Annotated in this window: 14 protein-coding genes; 7 read left to right on the top strand and 7 right to left on the bottom strand. The window is 68.5% G+C overall.

The annotated features are described in order from the left end of the window. Window positions 1-210: 210 nt before the first annotated feature. On the bottom strand, window positions 211-495 hold the full coding sequence (locus tag ACTWPT_RS35230) for an MmyB family transcriptional regulator (RefSeq protein WP_443181836.1): 285 nt from the start codon (window positions 493-495) through the stop codon (window positions 211-213). Here ACTWPT_RS35230 and ACTWPT_RS35225 point away from each other — a divergent pair. Next, window positions 488-664 carry an aldehyde dehydrogenase family protein gene (locus ACTWPT_RS35225; protein ID WP_443181835.1) on the top strand — a complete coding sequence of 59 codons (177 nt, stop codon included), beginning with the start codon at window positions 488-490 and terminating at the stop codon, window positions 662-664. The two genes, ACTWPT_RS35230 and ACTWPT_RS35225, sit on opposite strands and share 8 nt — an antisense overlap. Before the next feature lie 45 nt (window positions 665-709). On the opposite strand, the gene ACTWPT_RS35220 is transcribed toward ACTWPT_RS35225, so the two are convergent. From ACTWPT_RS35220 to ACTWPT_RS35200, 5 genes are all read right to left on the bottom strand, one after another. Then, window positions 710-2,839 (bottom strand): beta-galactosidase, encoded by a 2,130-nt coding sequence (locus tag ACTWPT_RS35220; protein WP_443181834.1) that lies wholly within the window; start codon window positions 2,837-2,839, stop codon window positions 710-712. A 32-nt stretch (window positions 2,840-2,871) separates the two neighbouring features. Next, entirely contained in the window at window positions 2,872-3,765 is an 894-nt protein-coding gene (locus tag ACTWPT_RS35215) for a carbohydrate ABC transporter permease (protein ID WP_443181833.1), read from the bottom strand. Beyond that, complete coding sequence (locus tag ACTWPT_RS35210; RefSeq protein ID WP_443181832.1) at window positions 3,762-4,700, bottom strand: carbohydrate ABC transporter permease; 939 nt, start codon at window positions 4,698-4,700, stop codon at window positions 3,762-3,764. Before ACTWPT_RS35210 ends, ACTWPT_RS35215 begins: the two co-directional genes overlap by 4 nt. 59 nt (window positions 4,701-4,759) lie before the next feature. Next, entirely contained in the window at window positions 4,760-6,157 is a 1,398-nt protein-coding gene (locus ACTWPT_RS35205) for an extracellular solute-binding protein (RefSeq protein WP_443181831.1), read from the bottom strand. Between the two features lie 122 nt (window positions 6,158-6,279). Next, window positions 6,280-7,347, bottom strand: coding sequence for a LacI family DNA-binding transcriptional regulator (locus ACTWPT_RS35200; RefSeq protein ID WP_443181830.1), 1,068 nt, complete (start codon window positions 7,345-7,347; stop codon window positions 6,280-6,282). Between the two features lie 226 nt (window positions 7,348-7,573). Here ACTWPT_RS35200 and ACTWPT_RS35195 point away from each other — a divergent pair, with 226 nt between their 5' ends. Beyond that, window positions 7,574-8,818 (top strand): FAD-dependent monooxygenase, encoded by a 1,245-nt coding sequence (locus ACTWPT_RS35195; protein WP_443181829.1) that lies wholly within the window; start codon window positions 7,574-7,576, stop codon window positions 8,816-8,818. A gap of 35 nt (window positions 8,819-8,853) precedes the next feature. Then, window positions 8,854-9,573, top strand: coding sequence for a TetR/AcrR family transcriptional regulator (locus ACTWPT_RS35190; protein ID WP_443181828.1), 720 nt, complete (start codon window positions 8,854-8,856; stop codon window positions 9,571-9,573). Window positions 9,574-9,655: 82 nt separating this feature from the next. Here the strand turns inward: ACTWPT_RS35190 and ACTWPT_RS35185 are convergent, their stop codons facing one another. Further along, window positions 9,656-10,123, bottom strand: coding sequence for a MarR family winged helix-turn-helix transcriptional regulator (locus ACTWPT_RS35185; RefSeq protein ID WP_443181827.1), 468 nt, complete (start codon window positions 10,121-10,123; stop codon window positions 9,656-9,658). Window positions 10,124-10,275: 152 nt separating this feature from the next. Between ACTWPT_RS35185 and ACTWPT_RS35180 the strand changes: the two genes are divergently transcribed. The 4 genes from ACTWPT_RS35180 (at window position 10,276) to ACTWPT_RS35165 (ending at window position 13,727) form a co-directional block, all read left to right on the top strand. Continuing rightward, window positions 10,276-11,217 (top strand): NmrA/HSCARG family protein, encoded by a 942-nt coding sequence (locus ACTWPT_RS35180; RefSeq protein ID WP_443181826.1) that lies wholly within the window; start codon window positions 10,276-10,278, stop codon window positions 11,215-11,217. Window positions 11,218-11,285: 68 nt separating this feature from the next. After that, window positions 11,286-11,654, top strand: a complete 369-nt coding sequence (locus ACTWPT_RS35175; RefSeq protein ID WP_443181825.1) for a DoxX family protein — start codon at window positions 11,286-11,288, stop codon at window positions 11,652-11,654. Window positions 11,655-12,378: 724 nt separating this feature from the next. After that, window positions 12,379-13,392: a pirin family protein gene (locus ACTWPT_RS35170; RefSeq protein ID WP_443181824.1), complete on the top strand. Its 1,014-nt coding sequence runs from the start codon at window positions 12,379-12,381 to the stop codon at window positions 13,390-13,392. Next, on the top strand, window positions 13,389-13,727 hold the full coding sequence (locus ACTWPT_RS35165; protein ID WP_443181823.1) for a GNAT family N-acetyltransferase: 339 nt from the start codon (window positions 13,389-13,391) through the stop codon (window positions 13,725-13,727). The genes ACTWPT_RS35170 and ACTWPT_RS35165 overlap by 4 nt, the downstream gene beginning before the upstream one ends. Window positions 13,728-13,734: the final 7 nt, after the last annotated feature.

The following is a 13,734-nucleotide window of genomic DNA, read 5'->3' as shown; positions in this document are numbered from 1 at the left end:
GCCCGCTACCGAGACCTGGGAGCCGACTACCACGCCAACAAGATCGACCGGGACAAGAAGACCCGCACTCACGTCCGGCAACTCCAAGCGCTCGGCTTCACCGTCACCCTGACCCAGGCTGCCTGACCCACACCGCCCCCAGGCCACCCCACCGACGATCACCAGCCGGGGTTCGCTGCCGCCTGCCCGGCTGAGGTCCTTATTTTCCGGTCAGACGCGTTGGTCGCCGATGACGGACAGCAGGCGGAGTTTGTCATGGCTCTCACTGCCCGCGGGCGCGGTGTAGACGACCAGCATCTGGGACTGGTCAGGATCGATCAGTGTCTGACAGTGCAGTTCGAGCAGGCCGAGCTGTGGGTGCTGGATACGTTTGGGCGGGCAGTACAGGCGGTTGACCGGCTGCTCGCCCCACATCGCGGCGAATTCGGTGCTCTCGGTGCGCAGCGCGTCGACGATCGTCCCCACCCGCGGGTTCTCGCGGTCGCGTGTGTACAAGTCGTGCAGGTTCGCCGCGACCCGGCTGCGCACCGGCCAGGTCGACGTCAACGGCGGCGACTGGAACGTCCTCGCCCCGTTCGGCGGATACAAGCAGTCTGGCAACGGCCGTGAGTTCGGCCGTTACGGCCTCGAAGAGTATCTGGAGACCAAGTCCATCCAGGGCTGATCTTCCTGCACCAGCGCCCCCGGTGGATGACGGCGGGATCACTCCTCAAGAGGGCTGGGCCGTGACGAGCACTCGTACGTCCCACACACCGAGCTCCAACGTCGTGCCGGCGGGGACGGAAGAGCCGTCCACGACGTCGGTCAGCTCCACGGGCACCTCGACGCGGGCGGGCTCCCAGCTCCAGTTGTGCACGACGTGCACGCGGCGCCCGTCCGGCGACGTGCCGGTGGTCGCGGTGACGGAGGCTGGGAGGTCGTGCCATCCGCTGACCGGGGACGGCGCCAGCCAGGCGGCGAGCGCGCGGGCGAGGTCGCGGCCGGGCACCGTGCCGACGTAGGTGACGCGGCCCGCGCCGTGTCGGCGGGTGGTGATGGCCGGCCAGCGGCCGAAGTGCGGGTGGACGTAGGTGGCGAGCACGTCGGCGTCGGCGACGATCAGGGCGTCGGCCCAGCACGTCGCGGTCGCGGTGTCCGGCAGCTCGAGCTGGCCGCCGGGCACGGCGCGGACCGGCAGATCGCGCGTGAGGTTGCTGAACTCGTCGTAGCGGACGCCCGCGGCGTCGACGAGGCGTGCGGGTGCGGGCTCCCGCCGCGCCCGGGCCTCGTGGTCGGCGTAGGCGGTACGCGGGCCGAGGACCAGGTGGCCGCCCGCGTGGGCGTAGGCCGCGAACCAGTCGAGCGTCGCGTCGTCGGCGACGTACAGCGCCGGGACGACGAGGACCGGGTGACGTCGCGCCGCTACTTCGGGCGTCGTCCCGGCTCGCTCGCCCCGGGGGTCGTGCAGTTGCCGGGCGTGGACGAGCCGCACCTGCCGGCCGGCGTCGAAGGCGCCACGGTAGAACGGGTCGAAGATGCGGTGGTAGGCGGCGGCGTCAGGGCCGCCGTCGGCGGCCGGCAGCGGCGGATGCTTCTGCATGAGCCACTTGCTCGGCATCGAATAGACCATCGTGATGTCGGCGTCCGGCTCCAGCCCGGCGACCAGCGGGCCGGCGGCCTCCAGCTCCGCCCCAAGGCGGGCGAGCTCGGCGTACGTGCGGCCGGGCAGGTTGCTGTGTGGGAGAACCCCGCCCCAGTAGGTCTCGAAGCCGAAGTTCAGCGTGTGCCACTGCCAGTACTCGATCATCCGGGCGCCGCGCGCGATGTGCGCCCATGCGGCCTGCCGCCACTGGCCGTCGTAGGCCGGCCGGTTGTCCCACGGCTCGCCGATGTGCATGGCGTTGGTCTCGGTGACCAGGAACGGCTCCTGACGCGAGGAGAACATCCGGTCCGCGGTCTGGTACATCGACCACAGCCCGGTGGTCACCCACCTCTGCTCGACGTCGTCGGGGGTGCGGTCGGGGAATTCCAGGGCGTCTTGCATGAAGTAGTACGGGTTGCCCGCCGCGACGTCGAGGCGGTCGGTCATCCCGTCGTCCTCCACCCCCGGACGGGTGTAGGAGATGCACGTCGTGACGAACTGGCCGGGGCGGGCGTACTCGCGGACGAGGTCGGCCTGCCAGCCGATGAACTCGGTCACCTGGCGGGCCTGGAACTCCCGCCAGGCGAGGTCGTACTGCGGCTGGAGGTTGCCGTCCGGCGTCCACAGGTCGGCCCACGTCGACAGGCGGTGCGACCAGTAGACCAGGCCCCATTCCCTGTTGAGGGTCTCGACGTCGCCGTACTTGTCCCGCAGGTGATCGATGAACCGCTGGAAGACGCCGTGGTTGTGCAGCAGGTGCAGACCCGGCTCGTTGTCCACCTGGAACCCGATGACCGCCGGATGATCGGCGTACCGGCCGACGACCTTGCGGATCACCCGCTCGGCGTGGAAACGGAAGCCGGGGTGAGTGAAGTCGACCTCCTGGCGGGCGCCCCAGCCGATGCGCTGCCCGGTCGCCCGCTCCCCCGTGATCTCCGGGTAGAGCCGGACCAGCCACGGCGGCACCGCGTACGTCGGCGTCCCCAGGATCACCGAGATCCCCCGTTCATGGGCGCCGTCGAGCACCGGCTCGAGCCAGTCGAGGTCAAACCGTCCGTTCTCCGGCTCCCAGGTGGACCACACCGACTCGCCCACCCGGATGACGTTGAAATGAGCGTCGGCCATCAGGTCGAGGTCGGTCTTGAGCCGGTCCGGGGACCGCTGGTACTCGTGGTAGTACGCGGCGCCGAAAAGGACGTGGGCGGGCAGAACCGCCATAGGGGCAACCTCCGAAGGAGTGGACGTACGGGTCATTGCTTGACGCCGCCGGTCGTCAGACCGCTCTGCCAGTACCGCTGCAGCAGCAGGAAGGCCACGACGAGCGGGACGACCGAGAGCATGGACCCGGTCACGACGAGCGCGAGCATGTCGCTGTTCGCACCGGCCCCGCCTCCGACGGCCTGGGACGCCCAGGAGGCGAGGCCGACCGTGATCGGGTACAGGTTCGGGTCGTTGAGCATGATGAGCGGGAGGAAATAGTTGTTCCACGTCGCGACGAGCGTGAAGAGCACGACCGTCACCAGGCCCGGCGCCAGCAGCCTCATCGCGATCTGGAAGAAGATCTTGGTCTCGCCGGCGCCGTCGATGCGGGCGGCCTCGAGGATGCTGTCCGGGACGGCGTCCTCGGCGTAGATGCGCATGAGGTAGAGGCCGAAGGGGCTGACGAGCGAGGGCAGGATGACGGCCCAGGGGGTGTTGACCAGCTCCACCTTCGCGAACAGCAGGTACGTCGGGATGGCCAGCGCGGTGGTCGGCACCATGATGGCGCCGAGCACCAGGTTGAAGGCGGCGCGGTCGCCGCGGAAGCGGAACTTGGCGAACCCGTACCCGCCGGCGGCCGCCAGGAGCGCGGCCCCGAAGGCGCTGACGACGGCGTACAGGAGGGTGTTGAGCAGCCACCGCCCGAAGACCCCGTCGTCCTGGGCGAAGGTCGAGCCGACGTTGGCCAGCAGCTGCGGGGTGCGGGAGAACCACAACCCGAACGTCGTGAACAGGTCCTGAGTGCTCTTGGTCGAGGCGACGACCAGCCAGAACAGCGGCAGGAGGAAATACGCCAGCGCGGCCAGCATCGCGATCGTCAGCGGCGTGCTGTGCCGCCGGCGGGCCGGCGACCGGCGCGAAGCCGTCGAGGTCATGGTGGTCATGCGGTCCTCCTGCGGTTCGCGGTGAGCAGGACGGCGTAGGAGACGATCACGATGACCAGCCCCAGCAGGAAGGACACCGCCGCCGCGTAGTTGATCTGCTGGCTGGTGAAGGCCAGGGAGTAGGCGTAGAGGTTGGCGGTGTAGGCGCTGTCGATGACGTCCGGGGCGAGGCGCTGCAGCAGGTTCGGCTCGTTGAACAGCTGGAAGCTGCCGATCACGGAGAACACCAGGGCCAGCAGGAGCGCCGGCCGCAGCGCGGGCAGCTTGACGCTCCAGGCGATCCGCCACGCGCCGGCCCCGTCCATCGCCGCCGCCTCGTAGAGCTCCTGCGGAATGGCCCGCAGGGCGGCGTACAGCAAGATCATGTTGTAGCCGACGAATTCCCAGGTCACGATGTTCGCCAGGCTGCCGAGCATCCAGCCGTCGCCGAGGAAGGGCGGCGCCGGCAGGTCCAACGCCTTGCCCAGCTGGGCGAACGGACCGTAATCCGGCCCGTAGAGGTAGCCCCACATGAGCGAGGCGACGACGCTCGGGACGGCGTACGGGACGAAGATGCCGAGCCGCACCACCCGCGCGAGCCGCAGCAGCCCGCTGTCGAGCGCGAGCGCGAACAGCAGTGCCAGCAGCAGCATCACGGGGACCTGGATCACGAAGAACGCCGCGACCCGGAGAACCCCCTGGATGAGGAGCGGGTCCTGGACGGCGGTCACGTAGTTGGCCAGCCCGACGAACGTCGTCCCGCCGATGAGCCGCTCCTGGAACAGGCTGAGGTAGGCGGCGTAGCCGAGTGGAGCGAGGAAGAGCACCAGGAAGAGCACCAGGAACGGGGCGACGAACAGCGGCCCCGCCGACCGTTTCCGGCCGCGACCGCGTCGGTGACGTGTCGCCGCTGCTCGGCGCGAGTGCTCGCGGGAGGCCGCGGATATGGCGGTCATGGCGGGCCCTTTCTGCGGAGGTGACGGGTCCCGCACCGGAGTGCGGGACCCGGCGGCGGTCACTGGCCCTGGACGGTGAAGCCCTGGCTCTTGGCGAACGTGGTGATCCGTGTCTGCCACTGGTCGAGTGCGGCGGCGGTGTCGGTCTTGTCGGCGAGGGACTTGCCGACGGTCTCGGTCCAGTCCGTCACCACCCGGTCGAGGAACGGCGGCCACTGGAAGGAGAGGTTGACCGTGCCGCTGATGTCGGCGAACACCTGATTGACCTGCTGGCCGCCGTAGAAATCGGGCTTCTCGCCGACGTAGCTCTGGTCCGCGAGCAGTCCCTTCGTCGCAGGGAAGAAGAACTGCTTGGTGGCGAACAGCTTGGCGCTTTCCGGGTCGCTGTTGATGAACTGGGCGAACATCGCCGCCGCGATCGGGTTCTTGGTCGTCTTGGTGACCGCGCTGGTCGAGCCGCCCCAGTTGCCGGAGACCGGCTTGGCCGGGTCCCACTGCGGCAGCGGGGCCGCCCGCCAGTTCCCCGCGGTCGACTTGGCCGCGCCGGACAGGAAGACCGGGCCCCAGGCCGCGGTGATCCAGGTGGCGTACTTGCCCTTGTTGAGCGCGGAGAACCAGGGGTCGGTGAAGTCCGGCTCGACGCCGATGACGCCCTCCTTCGCGAGCCCACCCCAGTACGTGGCGAGCTTCTTGGAGGTCTCGTCGTTGACCTTGATGGAGATGTCACTCTTGTTAGCGCTAACATAAGGCTTCACGCCGGCCTGCCAGAGGAGGCCGTGCCAGGCGGCGGCCTCGTTCGAGGCGAGGTTGGTCAGGTAGACGTCCGGGTCGGCCGCGTGGAGCTTGCGTGCCGCGGCGGCGAACTCGTCCCAGGTCTTCGGCACGTCGATGCCGTGCTTGTCGAAGATGTCCTTCCGGTACAGCATGCCCATCGGGCCGGTGTCCTGCGGAATCGCCCAGACCTCCCCGCCGGCGCCGCTGACCTGCCCCCACGTCCAGTCGACGAACTTGTCCCGCAGCGTCGACGCCCCGTACGGCCGCAGGTCCAGCAGGCTGTCGGTGATCGTGAACGTCGGGATGTACTGGTACTCGATCTGCACGACGTCGGGAGCGCCGGTGCCCGCCTTGAGCGCCGTGCGCAGCTTGGTGTACTGCGGCACGCCCTGGCCGGCGTTGACGACCTTCACCTTGATCGCCGGGTACTTCTTCTCGAAGAGCGCGACCTCCTGCTGGATGTCCGGGACCCAGGTCCAGAACGTCAGCTCGGTCGGGGTGGACATCGCCTTGTCGATCTCGGCCTGGCTCACGGCCGCGGCGGTGGAAGGGGCTGACGAAGCGGTGCCGCTGCCGGCACCGCTGCCGCCGCCGCACGCGGCCAGCGCCACGCACAGCGACACTCCTCCGGCAGTGGCGAGAACGAGCCGACGGCTGATCGAGGGATGACTGGATGGCGTCATGGGGGAACTCCCGTCAAGGGGCAGGGGTGATCGGCCACGCCTGGCGACAGGCGGGAAGGAGCAGAGAAGTAAGGGCCACACGGTGGCCGTGACGGGTCTGGCTTGGAGCTGATCGACGCTGATCAGCGAGGGGTCGCACGCCCACGTCCCGAAGTCCTCCGGGGCGGGGGCGCGGTCGAGGCGCGAACGACGAGCTCGATCGGATGGTCGGCCGCCGGTGGGAGATCTTCGTGCGGCTGCTCAATGGCATGGACGAGGAGCCGGAGTCCCGCCGTCGCCACGGCGTCGAACGGCTGACGCACCGTGGTGAGCGGAGGGGTCACGTACGCGGCGACAGGGATGTCGTCGAAACCGGCGACGCTGACGTCGTCCGGCACGCGGAGGCCGGCCTCCATCAACGCGCGGATCACGCCGATGGCCATGTCGTCGTTCGCGGCGAACACCGCGGTCACGTCACCGTCGGAGGCCAGCCGACGGCCTGCCGCGTATCCGGACGCGGCCGACCAGTCACCCTCGACGACTGGCGGTTCGCCGAGGCCGCGGGCCGCCAGCGCCGCTCGCCACGCCGCGAGCCGCTCCCTGGCGGCGTACCAGCGCTGCGGACCGGCGACGTGATGAACGGTCGTGTGCCCTAGATCCAGCAGGTGCTCGGTGGCCGCATGGGCCAGTTCGTCGGAACCGACGCCCGCGGTCACCACGCGAGGGGCGGAGAAGGGCAGTGGAGTGCCGTAGACGAGAACGGGCACGTCGGCGCGGACGAGCTCCGCTCCCTCGTCGATCGGCTCGGAGATGACGATGCCGTCCACGCCCTGCTCCAGGAGCGATTCGACGGCGCCGGCGATGCCCGCCGGGTCGCCCTCCATGGTGTTGACCACGCGGAGGGCGTAACCCGTGTTCCTGACGGCTCGCTCGATGCCCATGAGCAGCGAGGCTGGACCGTACAGGGCCGTCCCGAGCGTCACCACGCCGATGGAACGACTCCGTCCGGAGGCGAGCGCGCGGGCCGCGTTGTTCAGCCGGTAGCCGAGCTGCTCGGCGGCGGCGAGCACGCGCCCGCGCACCTCGGTGGAGACGTACGGCTCGTTGTTGAGGACCCTGGACACGGTCTTCTGCGAGACGCCCGCCAGGCGGGCCACGTCGACGGCTCGCGGCATGGAGGCGTTTCCGCCCCGCCTCACTGCTCGTGTCATGGTCGCTCTCCCATGGACGCCGACCTCAGATCTGTGGAGGTCAGCTGTGTGACTGCGCAGTCATGTCTGCGCAGTCATATCTACGCAATCCGGAAGGCGCACGTCAAGGGCCCGCAACACACCCGTAACCTTGCGCACAATCCGCGGTGCGCCCGTGCGACCGAGGCACCCCACGACTGACCAATAGAACCATTTTGGTCAGTTCGTCGGATAGAGTGGTCGCGACATGACACGGAAGGGAGTCGTCATGAAGGACGCGGCCAGGCGTGGCCGGGCTCTGGTGGTCGGGCTCGGGATCGCGGGTATCGCCACCGCGGTGCGGCTACGGCAGGTGGGCTGGGAGCCGGTGCTCGTGGAGCGGGCGGCCGCGCGCCGCTCCAGCGGATATTTCGTCATGCTGTTCGGTACCGGTGTCGCCTCCGCGCGGCGGCTGGGCGCGCTGGAGGCGATCGGCGACCGCAGCCATCCGCGGCTCGCCGCCTACGAAGTGAACCGGGCCGGGCGCCGCACGCCCGGCATGAATCCGGCCAATCTCCCCAACGCTGCCATGAGGCCCCGGCAGTTGCTGCGTGGTGACGTGGAAGAGGGACTGTTCTCCGCACTGCCGGCCGATGTGGAGATCCGCTACTCCACGGTGCCCACCCGCATCACCCAGGACGCGTCCGCAGCGGAGGTCACCCTGCACGACACCGCCTCGGGCGCCACCGTCACCGAGCGCTTCGACCTGGTGGTGGGCGCCGACGGGATGCGCTCGACCGTGCGGAAGCTGGCCTTCGGCCCCGAAGAATACCTTCATCCGCTGAACTACATGATCGGCGCCACCGCGCTCGACGCGCCGATCGAGGGCTTCGGCCTGCACGAGGGCCTGGTCCTGGCGGAGCCCGGACGGTCGGCATGGACCTTCCCCTTCTCCGACCACCCGCCGACCCTGCTGTTCTCCTACCGCACCGACGACATCGTCGCCGAGTTCAGCCGCCCACCCATCGAGTCCATCCGCGCCGCCTTCGGCCCGCAGCCCGCCGGACCCTTGCTGGAGACGTTGTTCACCCGGTTCGAGCAGGCCCCGGACTACCTGTTCGACGCCGTACACCAGGTCAAGATGCCGCGCTGGCACCGCGGCCGGGTCGTCCTGGCCGGCGACGCCGCCTGGTGCGTGACCCTGTACGCGGGCATGGGCGCCTCCAGCGCCATCGCCGGAGGCGAGCTGCTGGGCACCATGCTGCAGCGCCACCCCGGCGACCTGCCCGGCGCACTACGGGCGTGGGAGGCCCGGTTGCGGCCGTTCATCCACACCGAGCAGAACAGCGCGCTGATCATGCGCAGGCTGTTCACGCCCCAGGACCGCAAGGAGCAGCTCATGCGCACCATGATGCTGCGCCTCATGCACGCGCCGGTCCTCGGGCAGACCATGGGCAAGATAATGAAGGGCCCGGACATGAAGAACAAAGCATTCGACGTCGCCGCCGTGTGACCGGTCTTGGGCCACGGCAGAAGAGGAAACCTTCGGTGAGCCAGCTGATCGAACACCACTCGGCAAAAGCCGCCCGCATCCTGGACAGCGCACGCGATCTGGTGCTCGACCACGGCGTGCGCAAGGTCACGGTCAGCGAGATCGCCCAGGCCGCCGGTGTCGGCAAGGGCACCGTCTACCTGTACTGGGCCGCCAAGGAAGACCTCATCCTCGGGCTGTTCGCCCGCGAGCTGCTGACCTTCCTGGATGAGATCATCGCCCGCATCACCGCCGACCCCGCCTCCGTGCTGCCGCGCCGCCTGGCCCCGTTGCTGATCCGCACCGGGCTGAAACTCCCGCTGGCGCGCCGCCTCAACAGCGGCGCCGCCGACCTGCTGCGGCTGCTCACCCAGCAGGCCGGCGACCGTGATGTGTTCGCCCGCGCCACGCCCAGCGCCGTGTGTGAGGCGGTCATGCCGATCTTCCACCGACATGGTCTGATCCGCCACGACCGTCCCCTGCCTGACCAGGCCTACATCATGCACGCCGTGCTCACCGGGTTCGGCACCGCCATGTCCGACCCGGCCACCGCCCCGTCGGTGGTCGACGATCCTGCCGAGGTTCTCGCCGACACCGTGGCCCTGTTGCTCGAACCCCCCGTCACCCCCGGCGAGCCGGCCATCGCCGCAGCCGCCGAGGAGACCGTCGCCGTCCTGCGCCAGACCCGGGAAGCGGTACTGGGCCTCATCGAGCGCAGCGAGGTCACCGGACAGTAGGCGACTACACAGTGTCGCCAATCCAACTGCACGACAGCCTGGCCATCCGGCTCACCGCTACTTGGAGGACCGCGTCGAGCGGTCACGGTGACATGTTGTCCAGTTGTTCGAGGATGCGGTTGGAGATCTGCGCGAGCATGGCGAGTTCGTCCGGGGTGAGGGCGTCGATGACCAGGCGCCGGACCATGGCGACATGCTGGGGGGCGGCGGTTTCGATGGCTTCGCGGCCAGCGGGTGTCAGGGCGACGAAGGCCGCGCGTCCGTCCTCGGCGCACTCCTCGCGGGCGACCAGGCCGCGTTTGCACATCCTGGCGATGTGGTGGGACAGACGGCTTTGCTCCCAGTCCACCGTCTTGGCCAGGTCCTGGAATCGCTGCCGGCCCTCTGGGGTGTCGGTCAGGGCGACGAGGATCTCGTAGTCGGCGCCGGACAGCTTGGACTGCGCCTGCAGGTCACGGCTCAGCCTGGCGCTGAGCTGCTGGTGCACGCGGACAAAGGCGCGCCAGGCCTGCTGCTCTGCCGGGCTGAGCCACTGGGGCGTCTCGTTCATATGGCCGGATTCTACCCGCATTCTTGACATGTCATGGGTTCCGGCTACAGTACATGACACATCAATTGATGCGTCATGCATCTTCCTACCTGAAGAAATGACGCGTCATCTGTGCAGGTGGTTCGCCACCCTCAGCTAAGGAGAGAGTTGTCGTGGACAAGAAAGTGATCGCAGTGGTCGGCGCGACCGGAGCGCAAGGCGGCGGGCTGGCGAGGGCGATCCTGGCCGATGCCGGCGGCGCGTTCGCGGTGCGGGCGCTGACTCGCAACCCGGCCTCGGACAAGGCGCGGGAACTGGCCGCCCAGGGAGCCGAGGTGGTCGAGGCCGACATCAGGAACGAGGCGCGGCTGACGGAGGCGTTCGACGGGGCCTACGGCGCGTATCTGGTGACCAACACCTGGGAGCACATGTCGCCGGAGCAGGAAAAGCAGGACGCCGCGACGATGGCGCGGGCTGCCAAGAACGCCGGGCTGCGCCACGTGATCTGGTCGACGCTGGATGACACCCGCACCCACATCCCCCTCGACGACGAGTGCATGCCGACGCTGATGGGCAAGTACAAGGTGCCGCACTTCGACGCCAAGGCCGAGGCCGACCGGTTCTTCATCGACGCCGGGGTGCCGACCACGTTCCTGCGGACCACGTTCTACTGGGAGAGTCTCCTCGGCCCGATGGCGCCGAAACGAGGAGAGGACGGGCGGCTCGTGCTCGCCCTGCCGATGGCCGACAGCAAGCTCGCCGGCATCGCCTCCGACGACATCGGCAAGACCGCCTACGGCATCTTCAAGCGTGGCGGCGAGCTCGCCGGCCGGACCGTGTCCATCGCCGGTGAGCACCTGACCGGCGCGGAGATGGCTGCCCACCTGGGCAAGGCGCTGGGCGAAGAGGTGGCCTACGTGCCGGTGCCGTTCGATGCCATCCGCGCGCAGCCTTGGCCGGGCGCCGCCGACTTGGGCAACATGTTCCAGTTCTATGCGGAGGTGCCGCAGTTCGTCGCCGCCCGTGACCTCGACATCGTCCGCGGCCTCAACCCGGAACTTCAGGACTTCGAGCGGTGGCTGGCGGCGCACAAGACCGCCTTCTCCGGCATCTGACCACGACCCCGGTCATCCCCCACCCGCATCCATCCCCAAGATTCCTGGAAGTCGTTGTGAATATCGTTTTGTGGGTCATCGCCGCTCTCCTCGCCGTCGTCTTCCTCGGCTCCGGTGGCGCGAAGCTGGCCCAATCGAAGGCGAAACTCGTCGCTTCGCCGAACATGGCCTGGGCTGAGGACTTCCCGCCCGGCGCGCTCAAGACGATCGGCGCGCTGGAGGTGCTGGGCGCGATCGGGCTGATCCTGCCCCCCGTGCTGGGCATCGTCCCGGTGCTCGCGCCGCTGGCCGCCGCGGGGCTTGCGGTGACGATGATCGGTGCCATCCTCACGCACGCCCGGCGCAAGGAGACCCAGCCGGTCGTGATCAATCTGGTGTTGCTCGCGCTGGCTCTGTTCGTGGCTTGGGGCCGCTTCGGCCCGTACCCCTTCGCCTGATCACCACAAACCGACCCGACGACAGCGTCCCCAAAGCCAGGAGGACCGCCATGCCCGCCGTCACCGCCGACGACGTCCTCGTCCTGCCCCGCCTGCCCTCGCTGCCGACATCGAGAAGAGGCTTGAGCGACTTCTCGACTTGTACGAGTCCGGCGAGATGTCCAAGGAAAGGTACGTCAGCAGAAAGTCCGAGCGTGAGAAAGAGCTCAGGGACACGCTCACAGCTCTGGAACAGATCCGTGAAGCAGGTAATTAAGGAAATCATCCTGCACCCTGCCGGACGCACTGAAGGCCGCTGGGAAGTCATCGGATACTAGGCAGCCTCTTCCTGAGGAATCTCAGGAAGAGGCCAGCCGGGCCTTCTTCTCATGCTTCTACGAGGGCTTCACCAAGGATCCCGTTGAATCGCTTCCAGCGCTCTTCCTCGGTGAGCTCGCTCGGGTGAATCGTCACGTGCTGGCCGTCATCAACGTTATGGCGATACATCCCGAGGTAACTGTGAAAGAAATTGGTTTCGTGGTACTGAGCGCGGCTCTTCGGACACCGCCCCGCCGGACCGCTGGATTCTCTCCGCTCCGCAGGACGTCCTGACTTGGCCGTGGCGCCGGGGTCGGGGCGAGGACCAGGTTCGGCGACCGCCTCGCGTCGCGGCTCCATCCCGCGCCCCATAATGTGGCGTTGTAGTTGTTGAATGTGAAACTGGATTGCGTGGGAGGTCGTTTCGGTGAGCAACGTGGAAACCGATCCTGTCGAGATGAGGTGTGGAGAGCCGGCGGTCGACGGGCGGCCGGCTGTAGGGCCCGGGGTCGACGTGCTCTCTGCGCGGGACGTACCTCTGGGCGGGCCACGGGCGATGTCCGTGCGGCGGACGCTGCCGCAGCGGGCCCGGACGTTGATCGGAGCCTGGTGCTTCGCCGATCACTACGGTCCCGACGACGTCACCAGGACGGGTGGCATGGAGGTCCCCCCGCATCCGCACACCGGCCTGCAGACGGTGAGCTGGCTGTTCAGCGGGGAGGTTGAACACCGCGACAGCCTTGGCAGTCACGCCTTCATCCGGCCAGGCGAGATGAACCTCATGACCGGCGGGTACGGCATCGCCCACTCGGAGGTCTCCACTCCGCGCACCACCATCCTCCACGGCGTCCAGTTGTGGGTGGCGCTGCCCAAAGAGCACCGCAACGCCGAACGGGACTTTCAGCACCACGTACCTGAACCCGTGCGGATCGACGGGGCCGCGATCAGGGTGTTCCTGGGCTCGCTCGCCGGAGCCGCCTCCCCTGTGCGGACCTTCACGCCGCTGCTCGGTGCCGAGATCACCCTCGAACCGGGCGCGGCGATCACACTCGCCGTGGACACTACCTTTGAGCACGGCCTTCTCGTGGACAGCGGGCAGGTCCGCGTGGCCGGCACGCCGCTGCGCCCGGCGGAGCTCGGCTATGTCCGGCCTGGTATAGACACCCTTGCCCTTGAGAACACGTCGGACGGCCCGGCGCGGACGATCCTGCTCGGCGGCACTCCGTTCGAGGAGGAGATCGTCATGTGGTGGAACTTCATCGGCCGCACCCACGAGGACATCGTCCAGGCCCGGGAAGATTGGGAGGCCTCCTCCGACCGCTTCGGCGTCGTTGAGGGCTACCCGGGGAACCGCCTTCACGCGCCCGTCCTGCCCAACGCCACCATCAAGCCGCGCGGGAATCCTCCGCGTTCCCAGCTTCGTCCGAAAGGCACTTCATGAGCCTGCCGTCTGCCGCTCCGATCGTCGAGCGGGTGGATGCCAAGCATCGATACGAGATCCTGGTCGACGGCAAGCGTGCCGGCCTGATCGCGTACCGCGACCGCGGTGAGCAACGGGTCTTCTTCCACACGGAAGTCGACGACGCCTTCACCGGCCAGGGCATGGCCGCGCAGTTGGTCCAGCAAGCGCTCACCGACGTGCGCGCCTTGGGGAAGCGGATCGTGCCCGTCTGCTCGTACGTGGCCAAATTCCTGAAGAAGCATGGCGAGTTCGCCGACATCACCGACCCTGTGACCGCCGATGTCCTGCACTGGCTGAAACGCGAACTGGGCTGACGCCGGG

The organism is Nonomuraea sp. 3N208, assembly GCF_052245935.1.
Lineage (GTDB): Bacteria > Actinomycetota > Actinomycetes > Streptosporangiales > Streptosporangiaceae > Nonomuraea.
Note: the sequence above shows the minus strand (reverse complement) of the source record. Positions and strands in the feature narration are given on the sequence as shown.